This window comes from Pseudomonas gingeri (assembly GCF_013386115.1).
Classification (GTDB): Bacteria; Pseudomonadota; Gammaproteobacteria; order Pseudomonadales; family Pseudomonadaceae; genus Aquipseudomonas; species Aquipseudomonas gingeri.
The window spans coordinates 17,478-35,724 of record NZ_JACAOR010000018.1; the positions used below are offsets into that span (position 1 = coordinate 17,478).

Below are 18,247 nucleotides of genomic sequence, written 5' to 3' on the forward strand. Positions count from 1 at the left end.
ATAGTATGATACGCTTTACCCTATCGATGAAATGTCTCTGAGGCCCAATCATGGGAACCGTGCGTAAAACCATTACCGTGACCGCTCAGCAAGACGGCTGGATCAAAGCGCAAATCGACGCCGGTCACTATACCAATGACAGCGAATATATCCGTGACCTGATCAGACGCGAGCAGGAGCGCAGTGCCGAACTTGAAGCGATCCGCAGCGCGCTGCTGGAAGGTGAGGCCAGCGGGGAACCACGCCCATTCGACGCCGATGAATTCAAGCGCAGAATGATAAGCACGCATGGCTGAATATCGCCTTACGCCCGCTGCCGAACGCGATCTTGAAGCGATCTGGATTTATACCGTTCGGCAATGGGGCATGGATCAGGCCAATCGCTATATCGATGTCATGACTGCCGCTTTTGCAGAACTGGCGCAGACGCCCAAGACCGCCCAGGCATGCGATCACATTCGGCCCGGCTATCGCCGCAGCAGCGCCGGACGGCACATGATCTACCTGCGTATCACCGCTTACGGGATCGTGATCGTTCGCATCTTGCACGATCGAATGGATGCACCGCGCTATCTGCTGTAAGCGATGAGTGTTCGTGCCGAAGATCTCGCGGACTGTCCAGGCCCTGGAACAGCAGCCACCGAGCGGCGCCTGGCGACCAGGGCGGGTTTCCTCCGCGAGAATGACCGACCCTGTGGTGCTCGGTAACACACGGCCCTGTTGCGGTGCGTCTTTTCCCGCAAGGGCCGGGACGCAGCGCAGCCCTGCAAGGCTGCAACGGCCCTGGCGTAAATCGTGCATCTGGATGCGCTCCCACTTCGCCTGAAGCCGTCATGCGCCCCAAGGAACTGAAACTCTGGACTACCGGTGTCGCCCATCTGCTCGACCTGCCTCCCGGGCAGGCGCGGCTGATGGGGCTGAGCCACTGGTTGCGGCAGGTGTGCCCGGTCGATCACTTCGTCTTGTTCGTCTACGAGGGCAATCACCGGCCGCTGGCGCTGTTCGACACCTTCGCCGCCGACAAGCGCGCGGTGTATGTCGATGACTATCAGTGCGGGCCCTATCTGCTGGATCCGTTCTACCTCGCCTGTACCCGCGGGCAGGCGCCCGGACTCTGGCGCCTGCGCCAGTTCGCCCCGGACCACTTCTACCTCGGCGAGTACTACCTGACCTATTACCAGCTCACCGGCCTGGCCGAGGAAGTGGCGTTTTTCGTCGACCTCGGCGACGGGGCCATGGCCGTGCTGTCGCTGATGCGCTCCACCGCCAACTGCGCCTTCGGCCGCGACGAGATGCAGTTGATCGAGTGCGCGCAGGCGGTGGTCGAACAGGTCGTCAACCAGGCCTGGCGCCTGCACCAGGCCCAGCAACCGCGCCCGGCGCGAGACCTGGACTTCAAGATCCGCGAAGCCTTCGACCAGTTCGGCGCCCATATCCTCACCCGCCGCGAACAGGAAATCGTCCAGTTGCTGCTGCGCGGGCACTCCAGCGCCTCGGTGGCCGAACAACTGAGCATCAGTCCGGGGACGGTAAAGATCCATCGCAAGAACATCTACGCCAAGCTCGGCATCGGCAGCCAGGCCGAATTGCTCGGGCTGTTCATCCGCGACCTCACCGGCCACCAGCAGGCCGCCGAAGCCTGATGGCTGAAAACGACTCTATCCCCCAAGGGATATATACAGCGCAAAACCCTCGTTGCTAGTTTGGCCCCCGACGCACTGATCCATCACTGCAAGGGAGCCCGCCTCGTGAACAACAGCGTGAATGACAGCCCGCCAAGCGATATCGAATTCTGCAACGTGGTCAAACGCTATGGCGAGGTACCGGCCGTCAACGGGCTGAACTTCGCGGTGCAGCGTGGCGCGTTCCACTCCTTTCTCGGCGGCTCGGGCTGCGGCAAGACCACCACCCTGCGCATGATCGCCGGCTTCGAACAGCCCACCAGCGGCGAAGTGCGCCTGGCCGGGAAAAGCGTTGCCGGGGTCCCGGCGTTCGAACGCCCGGTGAACATGGTGTTCCAGCACTACGCCCTCTTCCCGCACCTGACCGTGGCGCAGAACATCGCCTACGGCCTGCGTTATCGCACCCCGCGCCCGGACAAGAAAAGCCAGCTGCGCATGGCCGACGAAGCCCTGGAGATGGTCCGGCTCAGCGGCTTCGGCCAGCGCAAGCCGAGTGAACTGTCCGGCGGCCAGCAGCAGCGCGTGGCCCTGGCCCGGGCGCTGGTCAACAAACCCACGGTGCTGCTGCTCGACGAGCCGCTGGCCGCGCTGGACCGCAAGTTGCGCAAGGAGATGCAATCGGAACTGCTGCGCCTGCAACGCGAAGTCGGCATCACCTTCGTGCTGGTCACCCACGACCAGGAAGAAGCCCTGTCGATGAGCGACAGCATCAGCGTGATGCACAACGGTTCGATCATCCAGACCGCCACCCCGGAACAGCTCTATGAAGCACCGGCCAGTCGCTACGTGGCCGACTTTATCGGCGAATCCAATCTGTTCAACGGCACGGTTCGCCATCTGCACGGCAACTCGGTGGTCCTGCGCACCGAACAGGGCCTGGAACTGACCAGCCCGCTGACGCCCACCGGCAAGGCCTTGAGCGCGAACGCCGCCGGGTGCATCGCCGTGCGCCCGGAGCTGATCGGCATCGCCGGCGCCCAGGCCGAACTGGTCCGTGAAGTGAAGCTGCAGGGCTGCGTGGAGGACCGCATCTACCTCGGCAACACCACCGAGTACCGCGTGCGCACCCAGGCCTTCGGCGTGGTCTGCGTGCGGGTACCGCGCCAGCAGGATCACGGCGCCAACACATTCGAACACGGCGCGGCAGTGAGCGTCGGCTGGGATCACGCCAATGGCCTGGCCATGGTGTTGTAAATCATCGATTCGTTTCATCAACCGATTGGGGAGCGTGACATGGACCAGAAGACCTTTATCAAGACCCTGCGCAGCTGGCAGAACGGCTCGATCAGCCGCCGCGATTTCCTCGGCCGTACCGGCCTGGGTATCGCCGCGGCGGTGGTCGCCAGCAACATGCCCGGCCTGCTGACCGCCAGCGCCGAAGCCGCCGAAGCTGGCAAACTGGGGGACCGGCTGTCACTGGCCACCTGGCCGAATTACCACAGCCAGGAAAACCTCGACAACTTCGCCAAGACCACCGGCGCCCGCGTCTCCATGAGCGTGTTCGGCTCCAACGAAGAAATGCTCGCCAAGTTGCAGGCCGGCGGCAGCGGCTGGGACGTGCTGGTGCCGACCAACTACACCATCAGCACCTATGTCGGCCTGGGCCTGATCGAACCGCTGGACCTGTCGCGCATTCCCAACTTCCAGGCTTCGGCCTTCCAGCAGAAGTTCATGGCCCAGGGCACGGTGGACGGCAAGGTCTACGCGGTGCCGAAGAACTGGGGCACCACCGGCATGCTCTACGACACCGGCAAACTGAAGAACGGCCCCACCAGTTGGAAAGAGTTCTGGGCCGCCGCCCAGGGGCCCGCCAGCGGCCGGACGATGGTGCACGACTATCAGCTGACAGCCATCGGCAACGCCCTGAAAAGCTTTGGCTACAGCTTCAATTCCCTCGATGCGAAAGAACTCGCCGACGCCGAGAAACTGCTGATCGCGGTCAAGCCACACCTGTTCGCCATCAACTCCGATATCCAGCCGTCGATGCGCAGCGGCGATGCCTGGCTGGCGATGTCCTGGACCGGCGACGCCTCGCAACTGCACCGCGACAACGAGCAGATGCATTTCACCCTGGGCAAGGAAGGTGGCGAACTCTGGAGCGATTTCTTCGCCATCCCGAAAAGCTCGGAACACAAGGACGCCGCCTACGCCTTTATCAACTATCTGCTCGATCCCCAGCACAACAAGCTCGAAGTGCTCAGCCACGGCTACCCCAGTGGCGACAAGCGCGTCGACGCCTTGCTGCCCGTGGCCATGCTCGACGATCCGATCATGTACCCGGCCGCCGAGGCCCTCAGCCCGCTGGAGTTCGGTGCCGCCGCGACGCTGACCAGTCCGGCCCGCGCCGAACTGATGGCCCGCTTCAAGTCCGCCTGATCGCCCCGCCATGGCCAATGAGGAGTCCCCCATGAACGCCGCCGCCCACCCGCAAACGGTGCCGCTGGGCAATGCCCTGTCGGCCGAGGTTCGCCAACGGCGCAGCCTCGGCCGGCGGATCAGCCTGCTGATGCTCTTGCCTTCGACCCTGTGGTTCCTGCTGCTGTTGCTGATGCCATTGGTGATTATCCTGGTGTTCAGCTTCGGCGAACGCAGCACTGTGGGCGGTTACGCCGGCGGCTTCACCCTGGCCAACTACCTGAACCTCGGTTCCCGGGGAGCGGCGTTCGGCAACACGCTGATGCTGGCGCCACTGGGCACCCTGGTGTGCCTGGTGGCGGCTTACCCGCTGGCGTACTTCCTGGCGGTGAAGGTGCGCAAGAACCGCTCGCTGCTGCTGACGCTGGTGATCGTGCCGTTCTGGACCAGCTTCCTGATCCGCACCTATGCATGGATCTTCATCCTCAGCGGCAAGGGCATCCCGGCGTTGCTGGCCAGCCTCGGGCTGGAGGACGTACGTCTGATCAACACGCCCTGGGCGGTGCTGATCGGCATCGTCTACGGCTACCTGCCGCTGATGGTTTTCCCGATCTACGTCAGCCTGGAAAAACTCGACAAGCGCCTGCTCGAAGCGTCGGCGGACCTGGGGGCCAGTGCCTTCGAAAGCTTTCGGCGGATCACCCTGCCGCTGTCGGCGCCGGGCATCATCACCGGGGTGATGCTGGTGTTCATCCTGCTGATGGGCGAGTTCCTGATCCCGGCCATCCTCGGCGGCGGCAAGGTGTTCTTTGTCGGCAACGCGCTGGTCGACCTGTTCCTGCAATCGCGCAACTGGCCCTTCGGCAGTGCGCTGGCGATGAGCCTGGTGGCCATGATGCTGCTGATCATCGGGCTGTATCTGAAACTGGTGGCGCGCTACGGCGGCCGGCCTGCCGATGGAGGTGTGTGATATGTGGCTGCGCAGCTATTCGACGTCGCTGTACCTGTTTCTCTATGCGCCCATCGCCCTGATCGTATTGTTCAGCTTCAACGCCGGACGCAGTGGCCTGGCCTTCGAGTGCTGCTCGACCCAGTGGTTCGGCCGCGCCTTCGGCAATCCGTTCATCATGGAAGCACTGGGTCACAGCGCCTTCATCGCCTTCACTTCGGCGCTGATCGCCACGCTGTTCGGCACCCTGGCGGTGTTCGGCCTGCAGCGTTGCGGACCGAGGATTCGCCTGCTGTTCGATGCACTGACCTACTGCGCGATCATCGTGCCCGGCATTGTCATCGGCATTTCGACGCTGATTGCCTTCATTAGCCTGTTCGACCTGATCAACCCGCTGCTGGCTCGCTGGATACCGGACGTCCCGCGCCTGAACATGGGCTTCTTCACGGTGATCGCCGCCCACTCGCTGTTCACCATGGCGCTGGTCATGGTCATCGTGCGCAGCCGCGTCGACGCCCTGGACAAGGCCTTGCTGGAAGCCTCCGCCGATCTCTATGCGCCGCCGATGCAGACGTTCTGGCGGGTCACCCTACCGCAGATCAGCCCGGCGATCATGGCCGGGTTCCTGCTGGCGTTCACCTTCAGCTTCGACGATTTCATCATCGCGTTCTTCGTCGCCGGCTCGGAAACGACCTTGCCGATCTATATCTTTTCCTCCATTCGCCGGGGGGTGACTCCGGAGATCAATGCGGTCTCGACGGTGATCATCTGCGCGTCGCTGGCCCTGCTGTTTACTTCCCGCCACCTGCAAAACCGCCGCACCGGCGCCCAGGAGTCTCACCATGCGTGACCAGCACTACATCAACGGCGAATGGGTCGGCCCGGACCTGGGCGGCTACCTGCCGGTCATCGACCCGGCCACCGGGCAGGTGTTCCAGCAGATCGCCGCTGGCACCGAGGAGGATGTCGATCATGCGGTGCGGGCGGCCCGGCGGGCGTTCGACAGTGGCTGGAGCCAGACCACCGGGGCCGAGCGCGCGCAGTGGCTGGAGGCGCTGGCCGATGAGCTGGAAGGCAGCCAGCAGGCGCTGGCCGAACTGGAGGTGGGCGACAACGGCAAGCCCTTGCCCGAAGCCCTGTGGGACGTGGGCGATAGCATCGGCTGTTTTCGCTACTACGCCGGCCTGGCCCGCGAACTCGACCAGCGCCAGGACCAGCCGCTGGCCCTGGCCGACGAGCGCTTTCGCTGCCGCATCCGCCATGAACCGATCGGTGTCGCCGGGCAGATCATTCCCTGGAACTACCCATTGCTGATGGCCGCCTGGAAGGTCGCGCCGGCCTTGGCCGCCGGGGCCACGTCAGTGCTCAAGCCCTCCGAACTGACCTCGCTGACGGCGCTGGAACTGGCCGCCGCCGCCGACCGTATCGGCCTGCCGGCCGGTGTCCTGAACGTGGTCACGGGCCTGGGCGCCGATGCCGGCAGCCCGCTGACCGAACATCCCGGCGTGGACAAACTGGCCTTTACCGGCAGCGTGCCGACCGGGGCGCGGATCATGTCGGCGGCCGCCCGCGACATCAAGAACATCAGCCTGGAGCTGGGCGGAAAGTCCGCGTTCATCGTGTTCGACGACGCCGATGTCGAGGCCGCGGTGGAGTGGATCCTGTTCGGGATTTTCTGGAACCAGGGCCAGGTGTGCAGCGCCACTTCGCGCCTGCTGGTGCAGGAGCAGATTGCCCCGCGCCTGATCGAACGGCTGGTGGAAGCCACCCGCAGGATCACCATCGGGCCAGGCCTGGAACCCGGCGTCCTGCTGGGCCCGCTGGTCAGCCAGGGCCAGCACGAAAAGGTCCTGGGGTTCATTGACCAGGGCCAGGCCGGTGGCGCCCGCCTGCTCACCGGCGGGCGACGCCCGACGTATCTGGAACACGGCTATTTCATCGAACCGGCGATCTTCGACGAGCCCGACCACAACAGCATTGTCTGGCGCGAGGAAATCTTCGGTCCGGTGCTGTGCCTCAAGCGCTTCAAGACCGAGGAACAGGCCGTGCAGATGGCCAACGCCAGTCGCTTCGGCCTGGCCGCCGCGGTCATGAGCGCCGACCTGCAACGCACCGCCCGCGTCGCCAACCAGTTGCGAGCCGGGATCATCTGGATCAACTGCTCGCAACCGACCTTCGTCGAGGCGCCGTGGGGCGGCATGAAACACAGCGGCATTGGCCGGGAACTCGGCCAATGGGGGCTGGACAACTACCTGGAGGTCAAGCAGGTGACCGAGTACGTCAGCGATCAACCCTGGGGCTGGTACCTGAAGTAATCCTCCAGCAACGCCAGGTCATCGCTGCCGACAATGGCGGCGATGTAGCCGTCCGGGCGCACCAGTATCCAGTCGCCGTCAGCGGGCGCGTAGGCGTCACGGAAGTGGCCGTGCGCATCGGACAGGTCGCCGTGCGCACCGAACGCATGAATGTGCAGGCCCGGGCGTGGCGGCACCGAACCACGCTCGACCTGGTAACCCAGCAACGTCCAGTGACCGCCCCGGAACAGCTCGAACAGCCGGGTCGATTGGCCGGCCGCGCCCCGCACCGGAGCGTCCGGGGCCCGGTCGCCCGCCACCACGCCGCTGACGCGCGCGGTATTGCGCAGGGCAAGGGAAGCGTCGGGATAACCGATATCGAGCTGATGCACTTCGCGTCCGCGGCGCATGTTGCCTCGCACCTGGGCATCGAGCAGTCGGGTCGACAGGCCGAGCATGGCCGCGGCGACCGGCCGGCGTTCTTCTTCATAGGTATCGAGCAACGCATCAGCCGCGCCCCGGGCGACCGCCGCCAGTTTCCAGCCGAGGTTGTAGGCATCCTGCACGCTGGTGTTGAGCCCCTGGCCACCGGTCGGCGGATGGGTGTGCGCGGCATCCCCGACCAGAAACACCCGAGCGCTGCGGTAGCTGTCGGCCAGCCGGGCATTCATGGTGTAGGCCGAAGCCCAGGAGACGGACTGGATGGCGATATCGTCGCGCCCCGTACGCTGCGCCACCAGGGCGGCCAGGCCTTCGGCGCCAAGGTCGACGTCGATGTCCAGGGCAATCGGTCCCTGTATCTGAAACATCTCGGTGCCGGCGAGCGGGCAAAGGGCGATCTGGCGCAGCCTGTCGCCTTCGTTGAAGCAGTGCCAGGCATCGCGCCCCAGGCCGGTCAGCCGCACATCGGCGACCACGGCACGTACACCGAGGGTCTTGCCGGCAAAGCCGATACCCAGCGCCGTGCGCACGAAGCTGCGACCGCCATCGGCGCCCACCAGCCAGCGCGCTCGAAGGGTTTCTTCACCACCCTCGCCGACCAGCCGTGCCGTGACGCCACCGGCATCCTGCTCGAACCCCACCAGCTCGCAGCCGAATTGCGGCCGCTGGCCCAGTTCGAGCAGGCGTTCACGCAGGATGCCCTCGGTGAGGAACTGCGGCAGCATCAGCGGCTGCTGATAAGGCTCGCCCGGCGTCGGCGGGTTGCGCTCCATGACATCCGCGTCGATGTAACCGCCATCGTCGCGGTACTGGCGCTGGAGGGGGTATTGCCCACCCGCCGCGACCATGCGATCGAGAACGCCGAGGTCCTCGAAGATTTCCTGGGTCCGGGGCTGGATACCCTTGCCGCGCGAACCGCCGAACGGGCCGTCCCGCTTCTCGATCAGGCGCAAGGAAATGCCCCGGCGTGCCAGGTCGATGGCCAGCGTCAGACCGGCTGCTCCCGCACCACAAATCAGTACGTCAACTTCACCTTGTTCTTTCATCTCGACCTCGATATGTGTAATTTGCACATATAAGTGTCAAGCCGGAGCAGAAACCGTGTCAACAAAAAATGTGCAAAATACACATATCAATGCACAGATCCGTGAATTGCATGGGGCATTGGTCGAGATTGTCGGGGTCATGAACCGTCCCCAGCGCGATGAGGCAATGGTTCGCGAGGCCGGCATTTCCCTGGACCGCGCGCTGTTCCCACTGTTGGTGCTGGTCGAGCGGCTGGGCCCTATCGGCGTGGTCGAGCTGGCGGATCGGGTGGGACGCGACTACACCACGGTCAGCCGCCAGGTGGCGAAGCTGGACAGTCTCGGCCTGGTCGGGCGCCAGGAAAACGCCAACGACCGGCGTGTGCGAGAAGCTGTCATCACGGCGAAAGGCAAGGCGATGACCGATCGGATCGACGCCGCCCGGGAAAGGATGGGACAGGGTATTTTCGCGAAATGGGAGCACCAGGATGTGGCTGACCTGGTGCGTCTCATCCGTCGGTTTGCCGACGACCTCAAAGGGGATGACTAGACGGGTCCACCGCCCCGCTCACCTCAAGCCCGACTGGCGGGCCAGTCGTCGGGAATCACCGCGATCACATCGATCTCCATCAGCCACTGCGGCTGGCCCAGGCCCGAGATCACCAGCCCGGTGGAAATCGGGAACACGCCCTTGAGCCATTTGCCGATGACCTGGTACACCGGCTCGCGATAGCGCGGGTCGATGATGTAGGTGGTGGTCTTGACGATATGGGACAGGTCCGAGCCGGCCTCCTCCAGCAACTGCCTGACGTTTTTCATCGCCTGTTCGGCCTGCGCCGCGGGGTCGCCCAGGCCCACCAGGTTGCCGTCGAAATCAGTACCGATCTGACCACGGACATAGACCGTGTTGCCGGCTCGCACGGCCTGGCACAGGTCATTGTCCAGCGCCTGGTTCGGGTAGGTATCCTTGGTGTTGAACATGCGGATGCGGGTATGGGTTGGCTTGGACATCTGCGACTCCTCAAGAAAAAGACTGCGCCGCGCACGGCGCTACGGCGACGGGGCGGTGCGGCAACCGAAGGTCAGGCACTGACGGCGGATCGGCTGGCGATCGGATCGGCGTCGGCCGCGTCCGCTTCGCGCTGCGCGGCATCGCGGTAGGTCAGGTACTGGCGCTGGATCGCAATCTGGTCGGCGATGTACTTGGCATCGTGCCAGACGCCCCAGATAAACGAGGACCCCCGGCGTGACTGCCACGGCAGGCCCAGGAAGTAGATACCCGACTCGGTGGAAATCCCCCGCTGGTGACGCGGCTTGCCGTTGGCCTCGAAGGCATCGACCTTCAGCCAGCTGTAGTCGGTGGCAAAGCCGGTGGCCCAGATGATCGTGGTGATGCCCGCCGCGGCCAGGTCGAGCTGGAGAATCGGCCGGGTCACGCACTCGGGATCCGGAAAGGTCCGGCGGGCCTCGGGGTCCAGTGGCAGGTCGAGGCCGTTGCGCTCGATATAGGCATCGGCGGCATCGAGCAGCGCCAGGTAGTTTTCATCACCGCGGTTGAGGTTGTCGGCCAGGTCCGCCTGGAAGCTGACCACGCCGTTGTCGAACGCGCGGGTCAGGCCCACCAGGTTCAGACCGCGCTGGGCCAGCTCACGGAAATCCACCGTGCGCCCACCTTCTGCGCCACTGACAGCGATGGTCACGTGTTCGCGGCCCGGCTTCATGACCGCGGCATCCCATTCACCGAGCACCCCCAGCCACCAGCAGAAATCCCGGTTGCGATAGGCACGCGGCGGCCGGTCGTGCTGGCCGACCGAGAGGTACACGGTCCTGCCGTTTCGCTGCAGTTCGTCGGCGATCTGCGTGCCCGAGGAACCGGCCCCCACCACCAGCACGGCACCGGCGGGCAGTTGCTGGGGATTGCGGTAATGCGCGGAGTGAATCTGGTTGAGCCCTGGAATCTGCGGGGCGATGGCCGGAATCACCGGACGCTGGAACGGCCCGGTGGCGACCACCACGCGGTTGGCCTGGATCACGCCGTCGGAGGTTTCCACGGTAAAGCCGGGGCGGCCGTGGTTGCGCTCGACCTTGCGCACCTCTACGCCGGTGCGGATCGGCGCGTTGAATTTCTTCGCATAGGCCTCGAAATACGCCGCTACCCGCTCCTTCGGCGCAAAGTCATCGGGGCTGAGATCGTCGAACGCCAGGCCGGGAAAACGATCGTGCCAGGCCGGCCCGTTGGCCACCAGCGAATCCCAGCGACCGGTGCGCCAGGCCTCGGCGATGCGACTGCGCTCGAGCACCAGGTGCGGCACGCCCAGTCTGCTCAGGTGCTCGCTCATGGCCACACCGGCCTGGCCGGCGCCCACCACCAGGGTATCGATTTCAATCATTCCAGCTGTCATGCCTGTGTCCTTCTCGAAGACGGGTGTGCAGGCATTCTGTGCAGATACCGGGAATAGCGAAATTATGTTTTTTGTCGTCGCAAGACAGGAAAAAGCTAGGGCTTGAAAACTAGAACTCGCCTGTGTCCTGGTCGGCCAGCATGCCATGGCACATCAGCGCCAGGACACTGCGCATGTGCCGGGCATGGGCGGCGCGGTCGGGACTCGGCTCGGTGGCCAGGCGGATAAAGGCGACGTTGGCATACTGGTTGAAGAGGGTCGCGGCCACTTCGATGTCCACGTCCTGGCGCACCTTGCCCAGGCGCTGGAAGTGCTGGAGCAACGCCTGGGTTTCTTCGATCACCGCGTCATTCCACGGCTGCAGGGCCTGGGACAGTTCCCCGGTGAACAGCGACGGCGCCAGTTCGCGCCACAGCGACGCCGGCATGGCCCGCAACTGGTATTCGGTCATCAGCCCTTCCAGCTCGCACAGGGCTTCCAGCGGATCGCTGCGCTCGTCGAGATGGGCCCGAGCCTCGCGTATCGCCAGTTCGTCGGGGGCCTTGAGCAAGGCCACCAGGATTTCCTGCTTGCCACCGAAATAATTCACCACCGTCGGCGCCGAGACACCGGCCCGGTTGGCGATCTGCTCCAGGGTGGTGGCGACGAAACCGTGGGTCTTGAACAGCGCCAGCGCGGCATCGGCGATCACCTGCCGACGCTGCTCCTTTTGCCGCTCCCTGAGTCCGGTCATGGGGTGTCCTGATGGGGTTGGGCGATAGCTCCCAGCCTACGGAAATCTCTTTTCGCCAACAAATATTTTCTTTACAAAAATATTTTATGGTGACAAACATTATTCGGAACACCCCACCCTGGAGACCCGCCATGACCGCCGAACTCGACGCCAACCGCCCCACCCGTGACTACCAGGCCGCCGATGCCGCCCACCACATCCATGCGTTCGTCGACCAGAAGGCGCTCAACGCGGAAGGCCCGCGGGTGATGGTCGGCGGCGACCGCCTGACGCTCTGGGACAACGATGGCAAGCGCTACCTGGACGGCATGTCGGGCCTGTGGTGTACCAACCTCGGCTACGGCCGCAAGGACCTCGCCGCCGCCGCCCACGCGCAACTGCAACAGCTGCCCTATTACAATATGTTCTTCCATACCACCCACCCGGCGGTGATCGGGCTGTCGGAGCTACTGTTCAGCCTGTTGCCGGCGCACTACAGCCACGCGATCTATACCAACTCCGGCTCCGAGGCCAACGAGGTGCTGATCCGCACGGTGCGCAAGTTCTGGCAGGTGATGGGCAAGCCCGAGAAGAAAATCATGATCGGCCGCTGGAACGGCTACCACGGCTCGACCCTGGCGGCCACGGCCCTGGGCGGCATGAAGTTCATGCACGAAATGGGCGGCACCATTCCTGATGTGGCGCACATCGACGAGCCGTACTGGTTCGCCCACGAAGGCGACCTGACACCAGAGGCGTTCGGCCTGCGCGCGGCCCGCCAACTGGAAGAGAAAATCCTCGAACTGGGCGCCGACAAGGTCGCCGCCTTTGTCGCCGAGCCGTTCCAGGGCGCTGGCGGGATGATCATTCCACCCGCTACCTATTGGCCGGAAATCCAGCGCATCTGTCGCCAGTACGACGTGCTGCTGTGTGCCGACGAAGTCATCGGCGGCTTCGGTCGCACCGGCGAATGGTTCGCCCACCAGACCTTCGGCTTCGAGCCCGACACGCTGTCCATCGCCAAGGGCCTGACCTCGGGCTACATCCCCATGGGCGGCCTGATCCTGTCACGACGCATGGCCGAGGCGCTGGTGGAAAAAGGCGGAGTGTTCGCCCACGGGCTGACCTACTCCGGCCACCCGGTAGCGGCGGCCGTGGCGATCGCCAACCTCAAGGCGTTGCGCGACGAAGGGGTGGTGCAGCAGGTGAAAACCGATACCGGGCCGTACCTGCAGCGTTGCCTGCGGGAAGTGTTCGGCCAGCATCCGCTGGTGGGTGAAGTGCAGGGCGTCGGCCTGGTCGCCGCGCTGCAGTTCGCCGAGGACAAGGCGACCCGCAAGCGCTTTGCCAACGAGAACGATATGGCCTGGCGCTGCCGCACCCTCGGCTTCGAGGAAGGCCTGATCATCCGCTCGACCCTGGGCCGCATGATCATGGCGCCGGCACTGATCGCCACGCGGGCCGAGCTGGACGAACTGGTGGACAAGACCCGCATCGTCGTCGACCGCACCGCGCGCGAGTATGGGCGCCTGTAGGCTACGCAGGGCGAGTGGCAAGCTTTTACCCTAGCCCAGCTTTTGCCTAAGCCAGCACCATAAAAAACCTCGTTTCGCCCGCGGCCACTCATGGACAGAATGCCGTCATACCCACCCCGCGCCCGGGCGGCCTTGAACAGGTTGCCCGGGACGCGGATGGCGAGTCTGGCCGGAAACAGGATACCCCACCATGACGTTTTCCATCGTCGCCCGTTGTGCCGAAACCGGCCAGCTGGGCATAGCCATCAGTTCTTCCAGTATTGCCGTGGGCGCCCGCTGCCCCTGGCTGCGTCCCAGCGTGGGCGCGGTCGCCACCCAGAACATCACCCTCCCCGCCTTGGGCCCGCACGTCCTCGACCAGCTGGAGCAAGGGCTGTCGCCGACCCAGGCGCTGGACAAGGCGCTGACCAGCAACGGCTACAGCCAGTTCCGCCAACTGACCGCCATCGACCACCTGGGCAATACCGCGCACTTCAGCGGCAGCGAAACCCTGGGCTGTCACAACGCGCTGTCCGGCGAACAGTGCGTGGCCGCCGGCAACCTGCTGGCGAACACCGCGGTGATCGAGGCCATGGTGCGCACCTTCGAGACCAGTGGCGGTCAGCTCGCCGATCGCCTGATCGCAGCGATGCAGGCCGCGGTGGCCGCCGGGGGCGAAGCCGGCCCGGTGCATTCGGCGGCGATGGTGGTGGTCGGCGAACTGATCTGGCCGATCATCGACCTGCGGGTCGACTGGGCCGACGAAGACCCGGTCGGCAAACTCGCACAACTGTGGACCGATTACCGCCCGCAGATGCAGGACTATCTCGTCCGTGCCCTCGATCCGACCAAGGCGCCGAGTTACGGCGTGCCCGGGGACGAATGAATGAGCAGCAGCCGTGAGGTACTGGCCGCGCTGATCGCCTTCGACACCACCAGCCGCGAGTCCAACCTGCAACTGATCGAGTTTGTCCGCGACTACCTGGCGCGCCTCGGCGTGCCTTGCGAATTGATCTTCAATGAAGAGCGCAGCAAGGCCAACCTGTTCGCCACCCTGGGCCCGGTTGATCGCCCGGGTATCGTGCTGTCCGGCCACACCGATGTGGTGCCGGTGGATGGCCAGCCCTGGACGGTGGCGCCATTCGAACTCACCGAGCGGGACGGCCGCCTGTATGGCCGTGGCACCGCCGACATGAAAGGCTATATCGCCTGCGTGCTGACGGCCGTGCCGCAGTTGCTGGCGGCGCCGTTGCGCATGCCGGTACACATTGCCCTGTCCTATGACGAGGAAGTCGGCTGCCTGGGCGTGCGCTCGCTGCTCGCCGAGCTCGCACAGCGACCACACAAGCCGCTGCTGTGCATCATCGGCGAGCCCACCGAACTCAAGCCGGTGCTGGGCCACAAGGGCAAGCTGGCGATGCGTTGCGATGTCCATGGCGCGGCCTGTCACTCGGCCTATGCACCGCAGGGCGTGAATGCCATCGAATACGCCGCCGAACTGATCGGCGAACTGGGCCGCATCGGCTCGCGCCTGCGCGCGGCCCATCTGCATGACCCGCGCTTCGACCCGCCCTTCAGCACCGTGCAGACCGGCGTGATCAGCGGCGGCAAGGCGCTCAATATCGTCCCCGCCGACTGCCGTTTCGACTTCGAGGTGCGCGCCCTCCCCAGCCAGGATCCCCGTGACGTCGCCCAACAGCTGGCGCAGTACGCCGAGCAACAGGTGCTGCCGAAAATGCAGGCGGTGGACGCCGGCAGCAGCATCCGCTTTTCCCAGCTGTCGGCCTACCCCGGACTGGCGACCGACCCGCAGAGCCAGGCGGCGCAGTTGATTGCGCAGTTCTGTGGATCGAGCGACTTCAGCACCGTCGCCTTTGGCACCGAAGGCGGCCTGTTCGACGCCATCGGCATCCCCACCGTGGTCTGTGGCCCTGGCAGCATGGACCAGGGCCACAAGCCCGATGAGTTCGTCAGTGTCGAGCAACTCCAGGCGTGCGATGCCATGCTCGCGCGCCTGATCCAGGCGCTGCGAACCTGACCCGGCTCAGGCGCCCGGCTTGGGCGCCAGCACTTCGCGACAGTGATCGACAAACAGCTGCGCCGGCTTGGTCAACTGCGAGCGGCGCAGCCACGCGGCGGACAACCCCGAGCCGGTGACCGTTTCAGCCAGCGGCACGCGCACCACTTTCTGCCCGTCGTAGGTGTAGTCCGAATGCGGCCGGGTCACCAGGATGGAAAATCCGAACCCGCGCCCGACCATGCCCCGGACCATCTCGATGGAGGGCGAACTGAACAGGATGTTCGGGGTCAGGCCCCGCTCCTCGAAGATGCTCACGAAGTAGGTGCGGCTGGGCTGCACATCCAGCAGCACCATCGGCTCCAGTACCAGGTCGTTCAACGAGACCTTGGCCTGGTTGGCGAAGCGATGACCTTCCGGCAACAGCGCATAAGGTTGCTGCGGCGCCATCAGTGGCACGGTGTCGATGGTGCTGTCCAGGTCGTGCTCGTAAAGAATCGCCAGGTCGATACTGCCTGAGGTCAGCGCCTGCACCAGTTCCTGCTGCTCGCCATCGCGGATACGGATTTCCACCCCCGGCCAGCGGTCGCGAAAGCCGGCGATCAGGCGCGGCAGATAGAGTGGCGCGACGGTTTCGAAGCAGCCGATATCGATCTGCCCGGCGACCACATCGTTGTCCGCCAGGGCGTTCTGCTCGAACTCGTGGGCCACCCGCAGCAGTTCCTGGGCCTTGCGATAGAAACGCGCCCCGCTGGGAGTCAACGACACCCCCTGGGCGTGATGCCGAATGAACAACTGCACGGCAAAGCTTTCTTCCAGGTGCTTGATCGCGGTCGAGACCGAGGGCTGGGCGATATAGAGCTTGCGCGAGGCTTCGGCGACGCTGCCGCACTCGACGGTGGTCACGAAATATTTGAGTTGTCGCAAGTTGTAAGCGGCCATGGCTACCTCGGAAGTGGCAAAGCGAATGCATCGACAGCGCCCATCAAGAATCGGGCCGGGTCCCGCAGGAGCGGTGCTTGCCCGCGCAGCTTTCGCAGGGCTCAAGGGCCCCTTCGCGGGCAAGCCTCGCTCCCACAAGGTTAGGTGATGTTTTCCATCTCCCGTTTTCCCGGATTTTGCGGTGTTCGCGGCGCGCGATAAACCAGTAATTTCCTCGGGCCTGACCTTAAAAAACCTGTCCAGGCGTGCGCCATCACGGTGCAGGGCTGGTGAGTTTTTTTATCGATAGCGAAGACATTTTTACTAATTTCCCGAGTCGCGTGCTTACCCCACTATCGAGGCCACCGATCGTGAACATAGCTCGTCGCGGGCTATCAGGGAGAATGCAGTGACTGACTTGAACACCTGGCAGCGCCTGGCCGGACAACAACGCCTGATCGATCTCGCCTGCATCGACGGGCGCGCCCACGCCGCCCGGGACGGCCATACCTTCGCCGTTATCAACCCCGCCACCAATGCCCTGCTGGCCCATGTCGCCGCCTGCTCCGAGGCCGATATCGACCTGGCCGTGAGCGTGGCCCGCAACAGCTTCGCAAACGGCCCCTGGGCCCGCATGCAACCGCGGGAGCGCAAGGCGATCCTGCTGCGCCTGAGCGAACTGATCCTGGCCCATCGCGAGGAACTGGCCTTGCTGGATTCGTTGAGCATGGGCAAGCCGGTGATGGATGCCTACGCCATTGACGTCCCCGGCGCGGCCCAGGTGTTTGCCTGGTATGCCGAAAGCCTCGACAAGCTGTATGACCAGGTCGCGCCCACCGGGCCGGGCACCCTGGCGACCATCACCCGTGTGCCCCTGGGCGTGATCGCGGCGGTGGTGCCCTGGAATTTCCCCCTGGACATGGCCGCCTGGAAACTCGCCCCGGCCCTCGCCGCAGGCAACAGCGTGATCCTCAAGCCCGCCGAACAGTCGCCCTTCTCCGCCCTGCGCCTGGCCGAACTGGCCCTTGAGGCCGGTGTGCCGCCGGGCGTGCTGAACGTGGTCACCGGCCTTGGCGAACAGGCCGGCCGCGCCCTGGGCCTGCACCCGGATATCGATGCGCTGGCCTTCACCGGTTCGACCCAGGTCGGCAAATACTTCATGCAATACGCCGCGCAATCGAACCTCAAGCAGGTCTGGCTGGAATGCGGCGGCAAAAGCCCGAACCTGGTCTTCGCCGATTGCCAGGACCTCGACCTGGCGGCGGAAAAGTCCGCCTTCGGGATCTTCTTCAACCAGGGCGAAGTCTGTTCGGCCAACTCGCGCCTGCTGGTGGAGCGCTCCATTCACGATGAGTTCGTCGAGCGCCTGCAGGACAAGGCCCGGCACTGGCAACCGGGCGATCCCCTCGACCCGGCCAGCCGGATGGGCGCCCTGGTGGATGCCCGACAAGCCGCGCGGGTGATGGCCCATATCGACCAGGCCAGCGCCGACGGTGCCCGCCGGGTGGCCGGTGGCGAACGGGTGACGATCAACGGTTCGGACAACTTCATCCAGCCAACGCTGTTCACCCGGGTCAGCCCCGAGATGCGCCTGTCCCGCGAGGAAGTGTTCGGCCCGGTGCTGGCGATCAGCGCCTTCGACGACGAAGACCACGCGGTACGAATGGCCAACGACCATGTCTATGGCCTGGCCGCGTCGGTGTGGAGCGACGACCTCAACCGCGCTCATCGCGTCGCCTCGCGCCTCAATGCCGGCACCGTGTCGGTCAATACCGTGGATGCGCTGGATGTCTGCGTGCCCTTTGGCGGCGGCAAGCAATCGGGTTTTGGCCGCGACCTGTCGCTGCATTCGTTCGACAAGTACACCCAGCTGAAGACCACCTGGTTTCAACTGCGCTGACCCTGGACTGTCCATGACCTCGCGGGCCGGCATCA

General features: G+C 64.8%; 18 protein-coding genes. 13 read left to right on the forward strand and 5 right to left on the reverse strand.

The genetic code is table 11. The annotated features are described in order from the left end of the window. Positions 1-50: 50 nt before the first annotated feature. From HX881_RS30720 to HX881_RS30755, 8 genes are all read left to right on the forward strand, one after another. Positions 51-296 carry a type II toxin-antitoxin system ParD family antitoxin gene (locus HX881_RS30720; protein WP_177088335.1) on the forward strand — a complete coding sequence of 82 codons (246 nt, stop codon included), beginning with the start codon at positions 51-53 and terminating at the stop codon, positions 294-296. Beyond that, positions 289-582, forward strand: coding sequence for a type II toxin-antitoxin system RelE/ParE family toxin (locus HX881_RS30725; protein ID WP_017128284.1), 294 nt, complete (start codon positions 289-291; stop codon positions 580-582). The genes HX881_RS30720 and HX881_RS30725 overlap by 8 nt, the downstream gene beginning before the upstream one ends. Positions 583-833: 251 nt before the next feature. Further along, positions 834-1,643 carry a response regulator transcription factor gene (locus tag HX881_RS30730; RefSeq protein WP_017128283.1) on the forward strand — a complete coding sequence of 270 codons (810 nt, stop codon included), beginning with the start codon at positions 834-836 and terminating at the stop codon, positions 1,641-1,643. 105 nt (positions 1,644-1,748) lie between these two features. Continuing rightward, positions 1,749-2,876 (forward strand): ABC transporter ATP-binding protein, encoded by a 1,128-nt coding sequence (locus HX881_RS30735; RefSeq protein WP_343054873.1) that lies wholly within the window; start codon positions 1,749-1,751, stop codon positions 2,874-2,876. Between the two features lie 39 nt (positions 2,877-2,915). Further along, entirely contained in the window at positions 2,916-4,058 is a 1,143-nt protein-coding gene (locus HX881_RS30740) for an ABC transporter substrate-binding protein (protein WP_017128281.1), read from the forward strand. A gap of 31 nt (positions 4,059-4,089) precedes the next feature. Continuing rightward, positions 4,090-5,007 (forward strand): ABC transporter permease, encoded by a 918-nt coding sequence (locus tag HX881_RS30745; RefSeq protein ID WP_017128280.1) that lies wholly within the window; start codon positions 4,090-4,092, stop codon positions 5,005-5,007. Between the two features lies 1 nt (position 5,008). Next, positions 5,009-5,836 (forward strand): ABC transporter permease, encoded by an 828-nt coding sequence (locus HX881_RS30750; RefSeq protein WP_177088336.1) that lies wholly within the window; start codon positions 5,009-5,011, stop codon positions 5,834-5,836. Next, positions 5,829-7,301 carry an aldehyde dehydrogenase family protein gene (locus HX881_RS30755; RefSeq protein WP_177088337.1) on the forward strand — a complete coding sequence of 491 codons (1,473 nt, stop codon included), beginning with the start codon at positions 5,829-5,831 and terminating at the stop codon, positions 7,299-7,301. The genes HX881_RS30750 and HX881_RS30755 overlap by 8 nt, the downstream gene beginning before the upstream one ends. On the opposite strand, the gene HX881_RS30760 is transcribed toward HX881_RS30755, so the two are convergent. Beyond that, positions 7,274-8,767, reverse strand: a complete 1,494-nt coding sequence (locus HX881_RS30760) for an FAD-dependent oxidoreductase (RefSeq protein WP_177088338.1) — start codon at positions 8,765-8,767, stop codon at positions 7,274-7,276. The genes HX881_RS30755 and HX881_RS30760 overlap by 28 nt on opposite strands. 55 nt (positions 8,768-8,822) lie before the next feature. On the opposite strand from HX881_RS30760, the gene HX881_RS30765 reads away from it, so the two are divergent. Continuing rightward, on the forward strand, positions 8,823-9,296 hold the full coding sequence (locus HX881_RS30765) for a MarR family winged helix-turn-helix transcriptional regulator (protein ID WP_042936356.1): 474 nt from the start codon (positions 8,823-8,825) through the stop codon (positions 9,294-9,296). A gap of 23 nt (positions 9,297-9,319) precedes the next feature. Here the strand turns inward: HX881_RS30765 and HX881_RS30770 are convergent, their stop codons facing one another. The 3 genes from HX881_RS30770 to HX881_RS30780 form a co-directional block, all read right to left on the reverse strand. After that, positions 9,320-9,757 (reverse strand): RidA family protein, encoded by a 438-nt coding sequence (locus HX881_RS30770; RefSeq protein ID WP_177088340.1) that lies wholly within the window; start codon positions 9,755-9,757, stop codon positions 9,320-9,322. 71 nt (positions 9,758-9,828) lie between these two features. Continuing rightward, positions 9,829-11,148, reverse strand: a complete 1,320-nt coding sequence (locus tag HX881_RS30775; RefSeq protein WP_177088343.1) for a flavin-containing monooxygenase — start codon at positions 11,146-11,148, stop codon at positions 9,829-9,831. A gap of 109 nt (positions 11,149-11,257) precedes the next feature. Further along, on the reverse strand, positions 11,258-11,881 hold the full coding sequence (locus HX881_RS30780) for a TetR/AcrR family transcriptional regulator (protein ID WP_177088345.1): 624 nt from the start codon (positions 11,879-11,881) through the stop codon (positions 11,258-11,260). Between the two features lie 131 nt (positions 11,882-12,012). On the opposite strand from HX881_RS30780, the gene HX881_RS30785 reads away from it, so the two are divergent. From HX881_RS30785 to argE, 3 genes are all read left to right on the forward strand, one after another. Continuing rightward, the gene (locus HX881_RS30785) at positions 12,013-13,395 is read left to right on the forward strand and encodes an aspartate aminotransferase family protein (RefSeq protein WP_177088346.1); all 1,383 of its coding nucleotides are present in this window, start codon (positions 12,013-12,015) and stop codon (positions 13,393-13,395) included. Between the two features lie 190 nt (positions 13,396-13,585). Further along, the gene (locus tag HX881_RS30790) at positions 13,586-14,260 is read left to right on the forward strand and encodes a DUF1028 domain-containing protein (RefSeq protein WP_017128271.1); all 675 of its coding nucleotides are present in this window, start codon (positions 13,586-13,588) and stop codon (positions 14,258-14,260) included. Next, positions 14,261-15,412 carry an acetylornithine deacetylase gene (gene argE, locus HX881_RS30795; protein WP_177088348.1) on the forward strand — a complete coding sequence of 384 codons (1,152 nt, stop codon included), beginning with the start codon at positions 14,261-14,263 and terminating at the stop codon, positions 15,410-15,412. Positions 15,413-15,418: 6 nt separating this feature from the next. Here the strand turns inward: argE and HX881_RS30800 are convergent, their stop codons facing one another. Then, positions 15,419-16,333: a LysR family transcriptional regulator gene (locus HX881_RS30800; protein WP_017128269.1), complete on the reverse strand. Its 915-nt coding sequence runs from the start codon at positions 16,331-16,333 to the stop codon at positions 15,419-15,421. Between the two features lie 388 nt (positions 16,334-16,721). Between HX881_RS30800 and HX881_RS30805 the strand changes: the two genes are divergently transcribed. After that, a complete protein-coding gene (locus HX881_RS30805; protein WP_177088350.1) occupies positions 16,722-18,212 on the forward strand; it encodes an aldehyde dehydrogenase family protein in 1,491 nt (496 codons plus the stop codon). Positions 18,213-18,247: the final 35 nt, after the last annotated feature.

Coding starts and splice junctions, on each gene's coding strand:
- HX881_RS30720 (WP_177088335.1), top strand. CDS start 51: ATGGGAACCGTGCGTAAAACCATTACCGTGACCGCTCAGCAAGACGGC.
- HX881_RS30725 (WP_017128284.1), top strand. CDS start 289: ATGGCTGAATATCGCCTTACGCCCGCTGCCGAACGCGATCTTGAAGCG.
- HX881_RS30730 (WP_017128283.1), top strand. CDS start 834: ATGCGCCCCAAGGAACTGAAACTCTGGACTACCGGTGTCGCCCATCTG.
- HX881_RS30740 (WP_017128281.1), top strand. CDS start 2,916: ATGGACCAGAAGACCTTTATCAAGACCCTGCGCAGCTGGCAGAACGGC.
- HX881_RS30745 (WP_017128280.1), top strand. CDS start 4,090: ATGAACGCCGCCGCCCACCCGCAAACGGTGCCGCTGGGCAATGCCCTG.
- HX881_RS30750 (WP_177088336.1), top strand. CDS start 5,009: ATGTGGCTGCGCAGCTATTCGACGTCGCTGTACCTGTTTCTCTATGCG.
- HX881_RS30755 (WP_177088337.1), top strand. CDS start 5,829: ATGCGTGACCAGCACTACATCAACGGCGAATGGGTCGGCCCGGACCTG.
- HX881_RS30760 (WP_177088338.1), bottom strand. CDS start 8,767: ATGAAAGAACAAGGTGAAGTTGACGTACTGATTTGTGGTGCGGGAGCA.
- HX881_RS30770 (WP_177088340.1), bottom strand. CDS start 9,757: ATGTCCAAGCCAACCCATACCCGCATCCGCATGTTCAACACCAAGGAT.
- HX881_RS30775 (WP_177088343.1), bottom strand. CDS start 11,148: ATGACAGCTGGAATGATTGAAATCGATACCCTGGTGGTGGGCGCCGGC.
- HX881_RS30780 (WP_177088345.1), bottom strand. CDS start 11,881: ATGACCGGACTCAGGGAGCGGCAAAAGGAGCAGCGTCGGCAGGTGATC.
- HX881_RS30785 (WP_177088346.1), top strand. CDS start 12,013: ATGACCGCCGAACTCGACGCCAACCGCCCCACCCGTGACTACCAGGCC.
- HX881_RS30790 (WP_017128271.1), top strand. CDS start 13,586: ATGACGTTTTCCATCGTCGCCCGTTGTGCCGAAACCGGCCAGCTGGGC.
- argE (WP_177088348.1), top strand. CDS start 14,261: ATGAGCAGCAGCCGTGAGGTACTGGCCGCGCTGATCGCCTTCGACACC.
- HX881_RS30800 (WP_017128269.1), bottom strand. CDS start 16,333: ATGGCCGCTTACAACTTGCGACAACTCAAATATTTCGTGACCACCGTC.